The organism is Pseudomonas spelaei (assembly GCF_009724245.1).
GTDB lineage: Bacteria > Pseudomonadota > Gammaproteobacteria > Pseudomonadales > Pseudomonadaceae > Aquipseudomonas > Aquipseudomonas spelaei.
Genome location: NZ_WNNK01000016.1, coordinates 37,538 through 54,930, shown reverse-complemented (window position 1 = coordinate 54,930; position 17,393 = coordinate 37,538). Strand labels below are relative to the sequence as shown.

The 17,393-nt window shown below is 60.8% G+C and carries 12 protein-coding genes; 1 reads left to right on the top strand and 11 read right to left on the bottom strand.

The window, feature by feature from the left end:
• Position 1: 1 nt before the first annotated feature.
• The 4 genes from GNF76_RS18690 to GNF76_RS18675 all read right to left on the bottom strand — a co-directional run bounded on the left by GNF76_RS18690 (position 2) and on the right by GNF76_RS18675 (position 6,096).
• Positions 2-442: a CBS domain-containing protein gene (locus GNF76_RS18690; protein ID WP_155584604.1), complete on the bottom strand. Its 441-nt coding sequence runs from the start codon at positions 440-442 to the stop codon at positions 2-4.
• A 134-nt stretch (positions 443-576) separates the two neighbouring features.
• Positions 577-2,526, bottom strand: coding sequence for a DNA topoisomerase III (locus tag GNF76_RS18685; RefSeq protein ID WP_155584603.1), 1,950 nt, complete (start codon positions 2,524-2,526; stop codon positions 577-579).
• Between the two features lie 236 nt (positions 2,527-2,762).
• Entirely contained in the window at positions 2,763-4,385 is a 1,623-nt protein-coding gene (locus GNF76_RS18680) for an MFS transporter (RefSeq protein ID WP_155584602.1), read from the bottom strand.
• A gap of 64 nt (positions 4,386-4,449) precedes the next feature.
• Positions 4,450-6,096 carry a GMC family oxidoreductase gene (locus GNF76_RS18675; RefSeq protein WP_155584601.1) on the bottom strand — a complete coding sequence of 549 codons (1,647 nt, stop codon included), beginning with the start codon at positions 6,094-6,096 and terminating at the stop codon, positions 4,450-4,452.
• A gap of 129 nt (positions 6,097-6,225) precedes the next feature.
• On the opposite strand from GNF76_RS18675, the gene GNF76_RS18670 reads away from it, so the two are divergent.
• Positions 6,226-7,116 carry a LysR family transcriptional regulator gene (locus GNF76_RS18670; RefSeq protein WP_155584600.1) on the top strand — a complete coding sequence of 297 codons (891 nt, stop codon included), beginning with the start codon at positions 6,226-6,228 and terminating at the stop codon, positions 7,114-7,116.
• A gap of 129 nt (positions 7,117-7,245) precedes the next feature.
• On the opposite strand, the gene GNF76_RS18665 is transcribed toward GNF76_RS18670, so the two are convergent.
• From GNF76_RS18665 to GNF76_RS18635, 7 genes are all read right to left on the bottom strand, one after another.
• On the bottom strand, positions 7,246-9,105 hold the full coding sequence (locus GNF76_RS18665; protein ID WP_155584599.1) for a DUF3857 domain-containing transglutaminase family protein: 1,860 nt from the start codon (positions 9,103-9,105) through the stop codon (positions 7,246-7,248).
• Between the two features lie 145 nt (positions 9,106-9,250).
• Positions 9,251-10,354: a DNA alkylation repair protein gene (locus GNF76_RS18660; protein WP_155584598.1), complete on the bottom strand. Its 1,104-nt coding sequence runs from the start codon at positions 10,352-10,354 to the stop codon at positions 9,251-9,253.
• Positions 10,355-10,484: 130 nt separating this feature from the next.
• Positions 10,485-11,831, bottom strand: a complete 1,347-nt coding sequence (locus tag GNF76_RS18655; protein ID WP_178123402.1) for a type I glutamate--ammonia ligase — start codon at positions 11,829-11,831, stop codon at positions 10,485-10,487.
• A gap of 33 nt (positions 11,832-11,864) precedes the next feature.
• Entirely contained in the window at positions 11,865-12,422 is a 558-nt protein-coding gene (locus GNF76_RS18650) for a helix-turn-helix domain-containing protein (RefSeq protein ID WP_155584597.1), read from the bottom strand.
• A gap of 240 nt (positions 12,423-12,662) precedes the next feature.
• Positions 12,663-14,831: a WG repeat-containing protein gene (locus GNF76_RS18645; RefSeq protein WP_246211938.1), complete on the bottom strand. Its 2,169-nt coding sequence runs from the start codon at positions 14,829-14,831 to the stop codon at positions 12,663-12,665.
• A 37-nt stretch (positions 14,832-14,868) separates the two neighbouring features.
• Entirely contained in the window at positions 14,869-16,770 is a 1,902-nt protein-coding gene (locus tag GNF76_RS18640; RefSeq protein WP_155584595.1) for a M48 family metallopeptidase, read from the bottom strand.
• Between the two features lie 21 nt (positions 16,771-16,791).
• On the bottom strand, positions 16,792-17,391 hold the full coding sequence (locus GNF76_RS18635) for a LemA family protein (RefSeq protein ID WP_155584594.1): 600 nt from the start codon (positions 17,389-17,391) through the stop codon (positions 16,792-16,794).
• Positions 17,392-17,393: the final 2 nt, after the last annotated feature.

Here is a 17,393-nt window from a genome sequence, read left to right as displayed (position 1 = left end):
CTCATTCGCCGCGAATGTACTGTTCCAATTGTTTGATCAGGTCAGCCTGTTCGGCGATGGCTTCCTTGACCAGGTCACCGATGGACAGCAGGCCAAGGAGCTCTCCGTTCTCTACCACAGGCAGGTGCCGCAGATGTCGGTCGGTCATGATATTCATGCAGGTCTCGACACTCTGGTGAGTGTCGACGGTGATCACCGGTGAGTTCATGATCTCGTGGGCCTTGGTCGTCACAGAGGACAAGCCATGGAGGATCACCTTACGGGCGTAGTCACGCTCACTGATTATCCCGGCTACCTTCCCATCCTTCATGACCGGCAAGGCCCCGACGTTTTTCGACGCCATCACGATCAGCGCCTCAAACACCGTATGGTCATGGGGGATGGTGTGGACTTGCTGGTTTTGCTGGTCTTTGGACTTGAGCAGTTGCGCAACGGTTTTCATCGAGGCCACTCCGGTGTTGTTATCGTTAGGAGGTTAGCAGTCCCTACAGAATCCTAGACCGCCCACGGCAGGGCAAGGTCCAAAGCGGCGTATATCTGGTCGAAAAACGTCATTGTCCCAAATTTTCCTCCCTTTTATACCTTGTTTGCCGGCTTTGCCGTCCGTTTAGGGCTGGCGGTTGCCTTGCGCTTGGCCGGTTTGCGTTTGTTTTTCCATGGAGTGGCGCCACGCCCCGCCGGGCTGGCCGGACCGCTGATGGTCAAGCGCATGCCGGTGCAGCGCGTCACCTGCTTGCTCATCCAGGCTGCCTGTTTGGCGACGAATTCCTCCAGGCTCATCTCCCCGCTCTGGACCATGTCCAGGGCTTGTTCCCAGATGGCCGTAGTGCCGGGGTCGGCAATCGCCCGTGGCACCGCATCGATCAGGCTGAACGCCGCCGGTGTCGCCGACAGGGCCTTGCCGTTTTTCACCAGATAACCCCGGTCCAGCAAGCCCTGGATAATCCCGGCGCGGGTGGCTTCGGTGCCAATCCCGGTGGTGTCCTTGAGTTTCTGCTTGAGCAGCGGGTCTTCCACCAGTTTGGCGACGTTTTTCATCGCCTTGATCAGGTCACCTTCGGTGAAGGGCTTGGGCGGCTGGGTCCACAAGTCCTTGAGGTTGACCTTGGCCACGGCGTAATCATTGCCCTGTACCAGCATCGGCAAGGACTGCGGCGCAGGCGCTTCACGCCCTTTGGTCGGTGCCAGGGCTTCGGGCAATGCGCGTTTCCAACCCGGTTCGACGATGACTTTGCCTACTGCTCGCAAGGCTTCTCCCGCGCAGTCGAAGTCAGCCTGGGTACGGTCGTATTCGTGGTTGGGCAGGAACTGCGCCAGGTAGCGGGCGCGAATCAGGGTGTAGACCGCCCGGTGTTTACCCGCCAGTTGCCCGAGGTCCTTGCCGGCGCCGGTGGGGATGATGCCGTGGTGGGCGCTGACCTTGGCGTCGTTCCAGGCCCGGGAGCGACGTTGCGGCTCGATATGCGGCATCAACGTCTGGACCGTCTGATCAGCCCGGCCCAGCGCCGCAAGAATGCCCGGCGCGTCGCTGTGCTGGCTCAGGGGCAAGTAGCCGCAATCGCTGCGCGGGTAGGTGATGACCTTGTGGGTTTCGTAGAGCGACTGGGCAATATCCAGGGTTTCCTGGGCGCCCAGGCCGAGTTTTTTCGAGCAGATTTCCTGCAGCGTGCCGAGGTCGAAGGGCAGGGGCGCCACTTCGCGCATGCGCTCGGTGCGCAGCTTGATCAACCGCGCGGTAGCGGCGTTGCTCATGGCGGCTGCCGCATCCCGGGCCAGTTGCGGGTTCAGGCAACGGCCCTGGTCGTCACAGGCGTCTTCGGTGGCGCGCCATTGGGCGGTGAAGGTGATGGCGTCGTGGAGCAAATCGACATCGATGACCCAGTAGGCCACGGGCACGAAGTCGGCGATGCTGCGATCGCGGTCGACCACCAGGCGCAGGGTCGGGGTTTGCACCCGGCCGACCGGCAATACGCCTTGATAGCCGGATTGGCGACCCAGCAGGGTAAACAGACGGCTCATGTTCATGCCGATCAGCCAGTCGGCCCGGGATCGTCCGAGGGCCGAGTGATAGAGGCTGAAGGTTTCAGCGCCGGGCTTGAGGGCCGCGAGGGCCTTGCGGATCGAGGCATCGTCCAGCGCCGAGAGCCACAGACGCTGGATCGGCCCGCGATAACGGCAATGCTCTACCAGCTCCCGGGCGATCATCTCGCCCTCACGGTCGGCGTCGGTGGCGATCACCAACTCCTGTGCCTCCCCGAGCAGACGCTTGACCGTCTTGAACTGGCTGGCGGTCTTGGGCTTGACCAGCATCTTCCATTTTTCCGGAACAATGGGCAGGTCGGCCAGCACCCAGCGTTTGTATTTGGCGTCGTAGGCATCGGGTGGGGCGGTTTCCAGCAGATGGCCGATGCACCAGGTCACTGTGACGCCCGGCCCCAGCCAGCAACCGTCACCACGGCGGGTCGCGCCGAGCACGGCGGCGATATCCTTGGCCTGGGATGGTTTTTCACAGAGGAACAGCCGCATGGTCACCCCATTCGAATCGGATTGATGGTGTGCAGGATGCTCAGTACAGCGTGTTTCAGCAACTGTTATCTGTATGGATGTACAGCAATTTATGTGTTCAACCCAAAAACCAAATGTGGGAGCTGGCTTGCCTGCGATGCAGGCGCCTCGGTGTATCAGTTACACCGAGGTGATGCTATCGCGGGCAAGCCCGGCTCCCACACAAGTCCACACATTGGATCTCCCTGGATCATTCCTCAGTTATTGTCGATATCCACATTCCTGGTTTCTTTCAGGCAAATCAGCCCGACAATCAAACTCACCCCGGTAATCACCACCGGGTACCACAAGCCGTAGAAGATATCGCCGGTGTACACCACCAAGGCAAACGACACCGTCGGCAGGAAGCCACCGAACCAGCCGTTGCCGATGTGGTAGGGCAGGGACATCGAGGTGTAGCGGATGCGGGTGGGGAACAGTTCCACCATCAACGCCGCCAGCGGCCCGTAGCACATCGCCGCGATGAGGATCAGCGCGACGATCAGTACCACCACCATGGTTTTGTTGACCTGTGCCACGTCGGCCGATTGCGGGTAGCCCGCCAGCGTCACTGCGCCTTTCAGTGCGGCCTCGTCATAGCCATCGATACGCACGTCACCCACGCTTACCTGAACCGCGCTACCCGCCGGGGCCGCAGCGCTGTGGTAGGGCAGGCCCTGTTTCACCAGGAAGGTCTTGACCTTGTCGCAGGGGCTGTCGAAACGCGCCTTGCCCACCGGGTCGAACTGGAAGGTGCAAGTGGCCGGGTCCGCCAGTACGGTGATGGGCGCCTGGTTTCTGGCCTGGTCCATCGCCGGGTTGGTGTAGTGGGCCAGGCCCTTGAAGATCGGAAAGTACAGCGCCGTGGCCAGCAGCAGGCCGACCATCAGCACCGGCTTGCGCCCCAGCTTGTCCGACAGCCAGCCGAAGAAGATAAAGAACGGCGCACCGATCACCACGCTGATGATCAGCAGCATATTGGCCAGGGCCGGGTCCATCTTCAGGAACTGAGTGAGGAAGAACAGCACATAGAACTGCGCGGCATAAAAGGTCACGGCTTGCCCGGCGTTAATGCTGAACAGGGCGATCAGAACCACCTTGAGGTTTTCCCACTTGCCGAAGGACTCGCGGATCGGCGCCTTGCTCGCCTTGCCTTCTTCTTTCATTTTCAGAAAGGCCGGCGACTCATGCAGGCTCATGCGGATCCAGGTGGAAATCCCCAGCAGCACGATCGACAGCAGGAACGGCAGGCGCCAGCCCCAGACTTCGAATTGGTCACCGGTGAAGTAACGGCAGGCCAGCACGACCAGTAGGGACAGCAGCAGGCCGAGGGTGGCGGTGGACTGAATCCAACTGGTGTGGAACCCGCGCTTGCCGGCCGGGGCGTGCTCCGCCACGTAAGTGGCCGCGCCGCCATACTCGCCGCCCAGCGCCAGGCCCTGGAGCATGCGCAGCGCCACCAGAATGATCGGCGCGGCGATGCCGATGCTCGAATAGGTGGGCAGCAGGCCGACGCAAAAGGTCGCCAGCCCCATCAGGATGATGGTGGCGAGAAAGGTGTATTTGCGTCCGATCATGTCCCCCAGTCGACCGAACACCAGCGCGCCAAACGGGCGCACCACAAAGCCGGCCGCAAAGGCCATCAGCGCAAAGATGAACGCCGTGGTGTCGTTGACCCCGGCAAAGAACTGCTTGCTGATCACCGCCGCCAGGGCGCCATACAGGAAAAAGTCATACCACTCGAACACCGTCCCCAGGGAGGAGGCGAAGATGACCTTCTGCGTATCATTACTGGATCGCACACCGATAACGGGGTCCAGCGGTTGAGCATGTTCTGACATTGGGTAGTCCTCACAGTGATTATTTATTGTTGTTCCACTGTCGACGCCGGATCGGCATCGCTGTTCAGATTGCAGTAACGAGTTCTTTCTCCTGGGCGAGGCTCCTTGTGTTCGGCGAAAGGATCAGTTGCGCGGCTTTTTCCGCGATCATCAGCGTCGGTGAGCAGGTGTTGCCGGAAGTGATGCGCGGCATGATCGACGCGTCGGCGATGCGCAGGCCGGGGATGCCATGAACCCGCAACTGCGCGTCGACCACGGCGTCTTTGTCACTGCCCATGCGGCAGGTGCCTACCGGGTGGAAAATGGTGGTGCCAATCCGCGCGGCGGCTTCGTGCAGCTGTTCTTCGGTTTGCAGGGCAGCGCCGGGCAGGTATTCCACCGGATTGAATGATTTCAAGGCCGGTGCGGCAACGATACGCCGGGTCAGGCGAATGGCGTCGGCGGCCACCCGCAAGTCTTCGGGATGGCTCAAGTAGTTGGGCCGGATCAGCGGTGCATCCTGGGGATCGGCCGAGCGAATATCAATGCGCCCACGGCTTTGCGGGCGCAGGTCACAGACCGACGCGGTAAAGGCCGGGAAGGCGTGCAAGGGTTCGCCGAAGCGCTCCAGAGACAGCGGCTGCACGTGATATTCGAGGTTGGCCGAGGTCTGCTCCGGCCCCGAGCGCGCGAACGCGCCAAGCTGGCTGGGCGCCATGGACAATGGGCCGCTGCGGTCGTAGAGGTAGCGCAAACCCATGCCCATCTTGCCCCACAACGTGCCGGCGACCTGGTTCAGGGTGCGGGCGTTTTCCAGCTTGTAGATCAGCCGCAATTGCAGGTGATCCTGCAGGTTGCCGCCGACACCGGGCAATTCATGAAGTACCTCTATGCCCAACGGCTTGAGCACGCTGGCTGGGCCAATGCCGGAGCGTTGCAGGATGCCGGGCGAGCCGACAGCGCCGGCGCACAGGACGATTTCCTTGCGCGCTCGCCAGGTGATCTGCTGGCCTTGCTGACGCCCGATCACGGCGGCGGCGCGGCCGTTTTCCAGCTGCACACGGTCGACTTCAACGCCAGTCAACACCGTGAGGTTGGGGCGCTGGCGAATCGGCTTGAGAAACGCCTTGGCTGCGTTCCAGCGCACCCCGGATTTCTGGTTGACCTGGAAGTAACCGCAGCCTTCGTTATCGCCCTGGTTGAAGTCGCTGATGTTCTCGATACCGCTTTGCTGGGCTGCGTCGCGAAAGGCATCGAGGATTGGCCAGTGCAGGCGCTGCTGTTCCACGCGCCATTCGCCGCCGTCACCGTGAAACGGCGAGTCGCCGGCAAAATGGTTTTCGCTCTGCTTGAACAGCGGCAGCACGTCATCCCAGGCCCAGCCGGGGTTGCCTTCAGCCGCCCAGCCGTCGTAGTCCCGGGCTTGGCCACGCATATAAATCATGCCGTTGATCGAGGAGCAGCCGCCCAGCACCTTGCCACGTGGGTAGCTCAGGGCACGGCCTTGCAGACCCTCCTGGGCTTCGGTCTTGAAGCACCAGTCGGTGCGCGGGTTGCCGATGCAGAAGAGGTAGCCGACGGGGATATGAATCCAGGGATAGTTATCACGACCGCCGGCTTCAAGCAGCAGCACGCGATGGGCAGGGTTGGCAGAGAGTCGATTGGCCAGCAGGCAGCCCGCAGGGCCGGCGCCTACCACCACGTAATCGTATTGCGCAGCTGCAATGGGCATCTGAGGTCTCGCTTGTTTTTCTTATTGGCTCCATCCTAGTTGTTAGTTTTCGTCTTAAAAATGTTAGTTTTTACCCACCTGCTGTGCGTTTTTAGACAGCGCTGCGCTTATGGAGTGAGGGGAGGCGAGATGTTCGACTGGAATGATCTGCGGTTCTTTCTTGAGTTACAGCGTAGCGGACGCTTGCTCACTGCCGCGCAACGCCTGAAAACCACCCACGCCACGGTGGCGCGGCACATCGAGGCCATCGAAAAAAGCCTCGGCACCGCGCTGTTTGTACAGCACGCCCAAGGCTATGAGTTGACGCCCTCCGGCGAAGCGCTGCTCAAACACGCCGAGGCCATGGAAAACGTCGCGCTGCTGGCCGAGGAAGAACTGACTCATTCCGCCGCACCCCTGGGCAAGATTCGCCTTGGCGTTGCCGAAGGGTTGGGCGTGATGTTTCTGGCCGGACGCATGGGCGGCTTGTTCGAGCGCTATCCGGGGCTGGAAGTGGAACTGGTGGCGGTGCCACGCTTTGTCAGCATCCTCAACCGCGAGGCGGAAATCAGCATCCACCTGGAACGGCCCAGCGTCGACCAACTGGTGACCCGCAAACTCACCGACTACCGCCTGGCTCTCTACGCCAGCCGCAGCTACCTGGACCGAACGCCACCGATTGAAAAGCGCGAAGACCTGGCGGTACATGCCTGGATCGATTACGTCGATGACCTGCTGTTCAGCCAGGAACTGAAATTCCTCAGCAGTTTTTGCCGCAACCCAAAGGTGGTATTCCACAGCACCAGCGTCATCGCCCAGCACCAGGCGGCGCGCTCGGGGTTGGGGATTGCCGTGTTGCCATGTTTTATGGCGGCGGGAGATCCGGACCTGGTGCCGTTGTTGCCGGGGGAAAGTATCCAGCGCAGTTACTGGATCAGTTCCCGGCGCGAGCTGCACAAGTCGGTGCGGTTGCGGGTGTTGTGGGATTACGTGGTGGAGTTGTGCGCGCGGGAGCAGGGGTTGTTGTTGGGTGAGACGTAGCTGGCGAAACCGGATCCATAGGTGGGAGCTGGTTTGCCTGCGATAGCGGTCTGACGGTCAACATTGATGTCGCCTGAGACTCCGCCATCGCAGGCAAGCCAGCTCCCACACTGGATTTGTGGCGAGGCTTTAGAGCTTCACCACCTGACGCACCTGCTCCCCACAGGCGCGGGCCTCATTGAGCATTTTCTCAAACGGTGCACTGACGATTTCATCATGGATCAACCAGCGTTTTTTCTGCACGAGCGTGTAGTGATAGCGCCAATCGCCTTTGACTCGCTCACCTGTCAGGTCGAGGTCATACCACGGTGAGCGCACTTGGCAGCCCGGGATATCCTTGTCGATTCGGCCACCGGAAAGGCTGATGGTGTAGTCGAGGGTTTCGGGATTGCCCATGTATAGATCCCCCAGCTGAGCATTACGCCGGTAGTTGAGCAGTCCATCCCAATTGTCTTGCAGCAGGCTGTCGGTGTAGAGGTGGTCGCCGCCCAGCGGCTCCATCGGACGCAGGTCGGTCAGGGTTGCGCTGACTTTGTAGGTGGCCGGGACCGCAAACGCGGTGACGGGTCGTTTGACCTGGCAGTCGGTGATCTGCTTGCCGAAGTTGTCGCAGATGTTCTGGTCAGTGGCTGTGGTGCCTTGCTGGCGGTCGGCGACGCTCAGTTGCATCAGTGGCAGGCCGCGGAAGTCGATGGTGGCCGAGACGCGGGCGTTGCCTTTGGCATCAAAGCGTTCATGTTTGTCGAGGATCAGCGTGGTGTCGGCGGCTTGCAGCGGGATGTGTTCTTCACGCACCTGGCCCTGGGCGTCGCTCACCAGTACCCAGCGGTCCTGGATGTCGGGCAGGGTCTGGCCGGGGGCGAAGACCGGGTTGGTCGGGTCCAGCCACCACACCTGGCCGTCGATTTCGGCACGGACGATCGCATGGTTCGGCGCATGGGTGCCCGGAATCAGCAGGGACTCGACCACATCGCCACGGCTGACCCAGGCGGTTTCGGCCTTGATTCCGCTGGCCCTGAGCATCGCTGCGAGCAAGGTCGACAGGTCTTTGCAGTCGCCGTAGCCGTGCTGTTCGATCTGCGCCAGGCTGAAGGGTATATAACCGCGATCCGACGCGCGCCAGTCGCCCAGGTAACGGTAGTGGTCGTTGATGTGCTGCATCAACACCGAGACTATTTGCGCGGGCGGCAAGTCGCGAGTGCTGGCCACGGCGGCGGCGCTCTGGGGCGGCAAGCTCGCGCCGAGGATTTCGTTGTAGCGCTGGGCAAAAGGGCCAAAGTACTGCTGACGGTCCAGGGAACTGCCCACTTCGATACGCGGGTTCACGCGGATGTAGGCGTTAGCGGACTCGTTGATGTAGTTGACGTAGGTCGGGGCTTTTTGCACCACGTCCAGGGTCTTGCGGTTGGCCGACGGCGTGATGGTGAAGCCATCCATCAACTCGCTGCGCCACTCGATGGGGCGTTCGGCGGTGAAGCGTATCTTGAACCGGTCACGGCGTGCGGCGCTGGGGCCGAACTGCAAGGCGTAGTGGAACTCGGTTACCAAGGGCTTGGCGGCGTGATGCTCGCGCACTGTGTAGCGTACTTGCGTGCCGACCCGCAGGTTGGGGAAGGCCAGGGACGTTTGTTTCTCCCGGGAAAAGCCCTGGTCCGGGTTGGGAGCGGTGCGGGTATCGATCTGTGTCTTGTCCAGGGGAACCGGCTTGCCGCCGGGCGCTATGGATTCAGCCTTGATCAGTTCGACCCCGTCGCCTTCCGGATAGCTGAAATCGATCCGCGAGAGCATTTCCCGGCCGTTGGGTTTGAGAATCGTGTAGTGGTAGGTGGTGGTGCAGTCACTGCTGGCGTCGCGGTTGAAGTGGCAATGCACTTCGGTGTCACTGGCTACCGGCGCTTCGGCCACGGGTTGCAGTGCGGCGAAAACAGAATGGCTGACAAGCCCCAGACTGGCGCAAATCAAAGGGCGGTAAAACGGGAAACGGTGCATGGGCGCCTCAAGTGGAACATTGTCACAAGTACCTTGCCGGTACCGAGAAGGCACTAGATGATAATGGCTCGCAAATGATAATGCCAGCATTGTCCGACAATTTATTGCACTGAAAGGCCCGAGATAGAGCCTTTTGTTACGTAGGCTAAGTTTGATTTTGCAGTTCGAACTCAGTGCTGGCCAGCTTTTCGCCATTAACCAGTACATGCACCGCATGTTTGCCGGGGTAGTGCTTGCGGGTGGTCAACTCTCGTAGGTGTTGGGCTCGGGTAATCGCGTGGTGCTCACCGCTGCCTAAGGTGAAGGTCTTGAGCTTGAACACTTTGGCGGAGCTATGGCCGGCGCTTTTCACGTAGTCGATGGCGTAATCCACCACCAGTTTCTGTGGGGCGTTGGCGATCGACTCCAGGGTGAAGGACAGGTTGATTCGCTCACCCAGTTTGACCACCGCCGGCGTCACCTTCAGGTGCCGGATGTTCACCTCGGCCTTGGCTCCCGCGCCCATGATCGTCAGCGCCCGGGTGTTGCCTTGCTTGATCAAACTGCGCAGGGCATGGCGGGCGATCCAGGCGGTGTGGGGATTATCCAGCGACCAACCTTCGATCAGGCTCAGCACCCAGTCCGGATGGTCCTTGGTGATGTCGTTGAGGTGATTGGCCACTGATTTGCGTACGTAAAGGCTGCTGTCGGCCTTGAGGTTGTCGAGGATCGAGGCGCAAAGCGCTGGGTCTGCCTGCACCTGGGCCAGGCGAAACGACCAGGGCAACCTCGGCCTGGAACCTTCACTGGCCAAGCGTCGCACGTGTTCGTTGGCATCCAGCGACCACTGTTGCATCACCGCCAGGGTGCGTTCGAAGTCCCGTAGCAGGAAATGCCGCACGGCAAATTCGGCGGAACCAAAGGTGGTGAAATACTTGAGGGCCGCCATGGAGCGCTTGAAGTCATCGGCGCCGTAGCTCGCCACGAAGTGAGGCAGGAACAGGCTGACAAAGCTGCTGTTGATCCGCGGCGCGAGGGCATACAACAGTTTTAGCGTCTGCGGGTAATCCAGCGGGATCACCGCGTGCAGGCTTTCGCTGACCCGGGCCATGCGCTGCATGACCGACAACTCAGCCAGCCCGGCCTTGGCGTACTTGAGGAAGCCCTTGGCGTTGAACGCCGGGTACACCGCGGTCATCTCAGTGGCGATGTGTTGCAGGCGTTCGACGTTGAAGATTTCCTTGAGGGCCGGGGCGCTTTGGTCGGTCATGGGCAAGTCCTTATTGTGTAGCCGCTGACGAGGCACGAGGCTGCGATGGGTTGCGCAGCGACCCCCGAGGGCGGTCCTGCGGACACGCATCGTAGCCTCGTACCTCGTCAGCGGCTACAGGTTCACAGGTTTACAGATACCAGCGATATTCCCGCGCATGGATCTCCTGCTGGAAGGCCAGATGATCCTGGCGTTTGTTTTCGCAATAGACGTCGACAAACTCCGCTCCCAACCCTTCGCGCAACACCGGTTGATGCTGCATGGCACGCACCGCTTCGAGCATTTCCAGAGGGAAATCCGCACCGCTGTTACGGTCTTCATTCAACGGCGCGATGGGCTCGCGACCGGCGTCCAGGCCGTGCTCCAGGCCCACCAGAATGGCCGCGAGCACCAGGTAGGGGTTGGCGTCGGCACTGGCCAGCCGATGTTCGATCCGCAGGTTGCGCGGGTCGGACTCAGGGATACGCACACACGCATCACGATCCTCAAAACCCCAGCAAGCACGGGTCGCGGCGTTAACCGTACCGCCCAGGCGGCGGAACGCGTTGTGGTTGGGCGAGAAAATCGGCATGCAATGGGGGAGCAGCTCCAGGCAACCGGCCACCGCGTGACGCAACGGTTGCTGCTGATGGGCCGCCAACAGGTTGTTACCCACCGGGTCATACAGGCTGACATGCACATGCATGCCACTGCCCGGATGCTGCAAATACGGCTTGGCCATGAAGCTGGCGCGGTAGCCGTGCTTGAGGGCCACCCCACGGGTGCTGCGACAGAACAGGGCGGCCCAGTCGGCAGCGCGCAGACCGTCGTCCAGGTGGCCGAAATTGATTTCAAACTGGCCCGGGCCCAGTTCGGCGGTGATCACCGTGATGTCGATACCCTGGGCCTTGGCGGTTTGCGCCATGTCGTCCAGCACCGTGCCAAAGCGCGACAGGCGCTCGATGTGCAGGTTGGGTTGGTCGTCGCTGTCATCGCTCAACGGATCACGGGCAAATTGTGGCAGGCCATCTTCGAGTTTTTTATCGAACAGATAAAACTCCAGCTCGAAGGCCACCACCGGGTGAATGCCTTTGCGGTGCAGGCGTTCCAGGACCTTGGCCAGCACCTCGCGAGGTTCGAACTCGATGGGCGCCTCGGTGCCGTCCGAGGTGATCAGCATCTGCCCCAGGGGTTGCGCCTCCCAGCTCACCGGCTTGAGAGTGCCGGGTACCAGGCGGCGATTGGCATCCGGGTCGCCGTCGTTGAAGCAATAATCGCCAATCTTGAACAACCCGCCCTGGGCGCCGAGCAGCACGGCGTTCTGTGGCAGCTTCAGGGGGCTGCCGGCGGCAACTTTTTCCAGCATCTCCACCGGGTAGCGCTTGCCGTAGAAGTGCCCGGGAATGTCCAGGGCGATCAGGTCGACGTAGCGCACGTCGGGATGGTTCTGGCGAAACGTCCGGACTTCAGCCAACAGTGTGGAAGACTTGCTTTGCACGGGTGACGCTCCTTTGTGTGCCGTGATCGGCGCTCAGTTATAGACCCACAGGACGCGGGCGGGCAGATCGGTCAGGTTGCCGTAGCGGCAGTGGGCGAAGGCGGCCAGGTGAAAGCTGTCGCCGGGGCCCAGGGTCACCGAATCGGTTTCGCCCTCGACCCACAGCGTCAACTCACCCTCCAGCACGTAGCCGGCTTGTTCGGCACGGTCGCTCATGGTTTGTTCGCCACTGTTGGCGCCGGGTGCCAGCAAACTGTCGAGGATCGAGAACGCCCCCTGCATGCTCGGCGAGACCAGAATGTCGGTGATACCGTTGGCGTAATACACCGTGCGCCGTTCGTTGGGCCGGGTGATCCACTCCACTGCCTTGGGTTTGGACAGGCTGTAGAAATAGGTGGTGGGCACATCGAGGGCATGGCTGATGGCGGTCAAGTCGGCCACCGTCGGCCGGGACAGGCCGCGCTCGACCTGGGACAGGAAACCCACCGACCGGTCGATTTTTTGCGCCAGTTGGGTCAGGGTGAGTTTCTTGTGCTTGCGCAGGTCGTGGATCAGGATCGCCAGGGCGGCCAGTTCTTCTTGTTTGTCCATGGGGTGGTTTCGTGAAATTTTTATCAAGAAATTTCATGAAAAATTACACGATTAATTTCACGAGCGCAATAATTGGAGAAAGTGGGTGGTGGATTGGCTTTTCTGTGGGAGCTGGCTTGCCTGCGATGAGGGCGGCACATCCTGCACCTCAACGTCTGATCTGCCGCTATCGCAGGCAAGCCAGCTCCTACACGTAAACGGGGCTCTTTTCAGAGAACAGGTCGGCTGACACCCGCTCCCTCACTCGCGCACATAACTATCCGTCTGTTTACCCTCGGCATCAAACACATTGATCCGGTTTTCCTCCTTGGCATCCCAGACCTGATAGCTCGCATCATTGCTGTTGGCGCCGACATGGGCGGAGAGTTCGTGGCCCAGTTTTTTTACCAGCGTGTTGTCCTTGTCGATCAGCACCAGGCCATCGAACCCTTCCATTTCGGCAGCAGCGAGGTTCTTTTGAAAAGCATTGATCGATTTATAGGTGGGCGGTACCCGCACCTTGCCGGTCAGGTCAATGGCGCCGTAACGCTCATCCTTCCGGATCACCGCCATGCCATTGGAAAAGCTCTCGACGTTATCGTACGGCAGGCTGATGGGCAGGGTTTTGCCCTGGGTGTCGATGAAGGCGAACTGGCGGGTCTTGCGCTCCTGTATCAGCAGCGGCTGGTCGTTGTCGAAGACGCCGAGTGCAGTGAAACCTGGCGGGGTGATCTTTTTCAGGGCCAGGTCGTAGACATCATTCTGATCCCTGTCGGTGGAGGTGGTGTAGATAAACCCATCCTTGGCACTGATGGAACGATAGCGCGGTGGCAGCAGTTCCTTGCCCGAGAGGGACCAGATGCCGTAGTTGGCCTCGGTCTTGTAGGTCTTGGTACCAGGCCGGGCAATGAACAGTGAGCCCACCACCTCTGGATTGACGTATTTCATCGGCACCACGATCTGCTGCTGCTTGATGTCGAAGACACCGTAGGGGCCATTGGTGATCTGTTCGACGACGATCAGGTCGTCGTTGATCTGTTGCTCGATAATGTCGAACGGCAGTTGCTTGAGGGTGTTGGTGCCGGGCGTGAACATGAAGTATTGGGTGATGAGTTGCCGCCACCCGTCATCGTCACCGTCACCGAGGGGTTTTGCACCCACCACCATGTTGTAGATGCCCGGCACCTGGCTGTAGTCGACCCGTTCAAAGCGTGGTTTCACCACCCAAACGCCATTCTTGTCGATGAAACCACTCTTTTCGGTCTTGTTGTCGTAGGCGATGTAGCGCTCCTGGGCCGCCACGCTGTTGTTCATGTCCAGCGTCAGCGTCTGGGGTTGGGCCGGGTCCAGCAGGTAGATCACGATGCTTTCGGGGGTGTCTTCAAAGCGGTAATGAGCCTGGATGTTGTTCAGGTCGCTGTCGGTACTCGGCAGGTTCTTGGCGAACTGCTCCAGGTGATCCTGCACGGCTGCGGCACTCTTGAAGCTCGAAAAGTTGTCTTCCATACGCAGCAACTCGTCGTAGTACTTGCGCAGGTTGGCCTTTTGTCCGGTGGTAGGCGAGGAATTGGAGCTGTTGCCCCCACTGAACAGAGGCTTGCCGTCGGCGCTCAAGCCTTGGATCACATAGGTTTTACCCTTGGGCGTGGCCAGCAGCAGGGACGCGCTGGCGTCGGCCAGGGCGGTCAGTTGATACACTTCGCCACCGTCAGCGGTGACTTTCGGATGGGCCTTGTCCAGCACCACCTTCTTGAAACCGGGGTAGCTCTGGTAAGTGAGTGCGACGCTGATGCGCTCCACCGGTTTATTCAGCGAGAGCTCCACTTTGGTGGTGTCCTGTTCTTGCTCGTCAGCGCTGCTGTCCTTGACCGCTACCTCGGCGAAGGGCTGTTGCGTGCCGTCGCGAAAATAAACGGTCTGGACCTGATAGCGATCCTCTACCCGCTGATCCGGCAACGCGCCGCGTTTGAGCACATCGCGAATGGGCTCGACCGCCAGTTTCAGCCCGGACTGGTTGTCGAAAAACAGTTGCTGGAACTGCACCGGGGTTTGCTTGAGGGACACCAGTGCGGTTTGTAGATCTTGAGTGGGGAAGGGCACAAATGGCTGCTCGTATTGCAGCTCTTTTTTCTCCTGGGGATCCGCTGGCGTGGCTTTAGCCGAGGAAATCTCCAGGCGCATGCCCTCGATCATCGCGATACGGTTAATGCTGTCGCGCACGTCGAGGACCAGGTAGTTGAGGCGTTTTTTCGCTTCCGGCAGCGACAGTGCCTTGAGGTCCTCGACGCCGCCTTCGTTGAGCTGTTCCTCACTGTACTCAACCCCGGTAAGCAGGCCATTGTCCGCACGCCTTTCCATCAGGTAATACGCCGAGCCGCCGATCACGGCGATGACGATCAGGGAGCTGGCGAGAAGCTTGGTTCGGGTCATGGCTGTTTTCATTGTTATCAGACTCGATGATGGGCGGTCAGGGGGTTGCCAATAATGGCGGCATCGGGCAATCCAGTACATCGGCCACGGCGCGCATCAACTCGGCTTCTGCCGGCGTGATCTGGCCGTCCTGCTCGATACACACGGCCATGGCTTTGAGCAGGGTGGGCTTTTCCAGGGGCTTGAGTTGGCGCAGGCGGTTGAGGGCGGTTTCAAGGTCTTGCCATTCGTTGGCTCCGGCGGCATTCAGCGTCAATGCCGGCAATGGCAGGCTGGCGCTGGCCTGATCGAAGGCCTGGCGGACCAGAGCAGGTTCGCTGTTGCCGGCACGTGCGAGTGAACCGAGCAGCAAGGCGATGTCGTTCGCCACCTGGTCGAGGCTGTATTTGGCGCTGACCTTGGGCGCGCCCAATACGTTGCGTTCAACGATGCGCAGCAGGGTCCACTCCAGCAGGTCGATGCGGTCATCCGCCAGGATCAACAGGGCCAGCTGGCTTCTGAAGGTCTTGAACTGTTCGACGCTCAGTTGCTTGAGGGCAGGGATCGCCAAGTCGATAAGCGGCAGGCGCAGGTGCTGATCCAGGTTGGCCAGGGCAGGGCGCAGGGCTTCCAGGGCCTGGGCGATATCCGGTGCAAGCTTGGGCAGCAAGCGCTCCAGTTGCTGGGTCTGTAAGAACGCAACCGGATCCAGTAGCAGTCCGCAGATCAAGGCCTGGGCACCGTTACTGCTATGGGCGGCGTCTCGCAAGGCGTCGGGCAGGTTGTTCAGGGCCGACTGTGCGTGGTCCAGATGTGCAGGACCAGGCTCACCAATGGCGGCGATGGATTGCTGGATGGCCAACAGGTCGAACACCAATTCCTTGGCGGGGGCAGGTTCATTCAAGCCGGCCTGGAAACCGGTGCTGGGCGGTGGTGCCTCTCCCAGGAACTCCACGGCGGGAAACTGCCCATCCCACTGCGGGTCGACCCGCTGGATACGCACTTCCAGTGGCGGGTGGGTCGCCATCATGCCGCTCATGGCGGCCTTCACCCCGGCACCAAAATACAGATGGCTGAACTCAGCCGCGTGGGCCGCCTGCAATTGTGAACCCTGGGCGTGACCGCCTATCTTCTTCAGCGCGCCGGCGATGCTCTGGGGGTTACGGGTGAATTGCACCGCCGACGCATCGGCGAGGAATTCCCGCTCGCGACTGACGGCCGCCTTGATCAGGTTGCCGAAAAACGTCCCGGTATACCCCAGCACCCACAGCGCGCCGCCGACGGCCATGATTGCCATCGCCCCATTATTACCGCTCTTGTTGCTGCTTGAAGATGAACCGCGATAGGACACCCCGCGCAGAATCAGCGCGCCAATCAACCCCAGTAGCAACAGCCCGTGGATCACCGCCGTCAGACGGGTATTGAGGCGCATGTCACCGTTGTAGATATGGCTGAACTCGTGGGCGATCACCCCTTGCAGCTCTTCGCGATTGAGCAGGGCCACGGCACCGCGAGTGACGCCGATCACCGCGTCCTGGGGCGTTAATCCGGCGGCGAAGGCATTGATCGAATTGTCATCCAGCACGTACACCGCCGGCACCGGGGTGCCCGAGGCGATGGCCATTTCTTCGACGATGTTGAGCACTCGGCGTTCGTCCAGGCCTTGCGGGTCGAGGTTGATCAGCCGGCCACCCAGGCGTTCGGCAATCACCTTGCCGCCCGCCCGCAACTGGATGGTTTTGTAGAGGCTGCCCAGCAACACCACGGCGAACACCACAATGGAGACGTCCAGCAGCAGTTGCCCGTTGGAGAAGTTCACCGACAGGTCTTTCTGGCTGCGCAGGATCACGATCAGCACCCCGCTGGTGACCACGATCAGGCTCAGCACCGCCGCACCCATCAACAGCACCAGGCGCCCGGTGTGGCGCCGGGCGCGGTCTTGGTGTTCGAAAAAGTTCATCGGGCCATCCGTGGGCGAAGGTTAGTTGAACGACACCTTGGGCGCGTCCTGGATCTGTGCGCTGTCGGCAAATTCCAGCAGGCTGGCATCGGCGCTGTGCCCGAACAGGTTGGCGAACAGCACTGGCGGAAACGTCTGCTTGTAGGTGTTGTAGGCCATGACCGAGTCGTTGAACGCCTGGCGCGAGAAGGCCACCTTGTTTTCGGTGCTGGTCAGTTCTTCGCTCAATTGCTGCATGTTCTGCGAGGCCTTGAGGTCCGGGTAGGCTTCCATGGTCACGTTAAGGCGGCCCATGGCGCTGGTGAGCGCACCTTCTGCCTGGCCCAACTGAGCCATCGCCTGCGGGTTGCCCGGTTGGGCCGCCGCTGCCTTGAGGCCGGCCAGTGCGGTATTACGCGCCGCGACTACCGCTTCGAGGGTTTCGCGCTCATGACTCAGGTAGGCCTTGGCGGTTTCCACCAGATTGGGGATCAGGTCGTAGCGACGCTTGAGCTGCACTTCGATCTGGGCGAAGGCGTTCTTGAAGCGATTACGCAGGGTCACCAGCTTGTTGTAGATCCCGATGGCGTAGAACACCAGCAGGGCGACGATGACCAGAATCACGATAGTGGTGACAGACATGG

Coding starts and splice junctions, on each gene's coding strand:
- GNF76_RS18665 (WP_155584599.1), bottom strand. CDS start 9,105: ATGCACCGTTTCCCGTTTTACCGCCCTTTGATTTGCGCCAGTCTGGGG.
- GNF76_RS18640 (WP_155584595.1), bottom strand. CDS start 16,770: ATGAACTTTTTCGAACACCAAGACCGCGCCCGGCGCCACACCGGGCGC.
- GNF76_RS18650 (WP_155584597.1), bottom strand. CDS start 12,422: ATGGACAAACAAGAAGAACTGGCCGCCCTGGCGATCCTGATCCACGAC.
- GNF76_RS18680 (WP_155584602.1), bottom strand. CDS start 4,385: ATGTCAGAACATGCTCAACCGCTGGACCCCGTTATCGGTGTGCGATCC.
- GNF76_RS18645 (WP_246211938.1), bottom strand. CDS start 14,831: ATGACCCGAACCAAGCTTCTCGCCAGCTCCCTGATCGTCATCGCCGTG.
- GNF76_RS18635 (WP_155584594.1), bottom strand. CDS start 17,391: ATGTCTGTCACCACTATCGTGATTCTGGTCATCGTCGCCCTGCTGGTG.
- GNF76_RS18670 (WP_155584600.1), top strand. CDS start 6,226: ATGTTCGACTGGAATGATCTGCGGTTCTTTCTTGAGTTACAGCGTAGC.
- GNF76_RS18685 (WP_155584603.1), bottom strand. CDS start 2,526: ATGCGGCTGTTCCTCTGTGAAAAACCATCCCAGGCCAAGGATATCGCC.
- GNF76_RS18675 (WP_155584601.1), bottom strand. CDS start 6,096: ATGCCCATTGCAGCTGCGCAATACGATTACGTGGTGGTAGGCGCCGGC.
- GNF76_RS18690 (WP_155584604.1), bottom strand. CDS start 442: ATGAAAACCGTTGCGCAACTGCTCAAGTCCAAAGACCAGCAAAACCAG.
- GNF76_RS18660 (WP_155584598.1), bottom strand. CDS start 10,354: ATGACCGACCAAAGCGCCCCGGCCCTCAAGGAAATCTTCAACGTCGAA.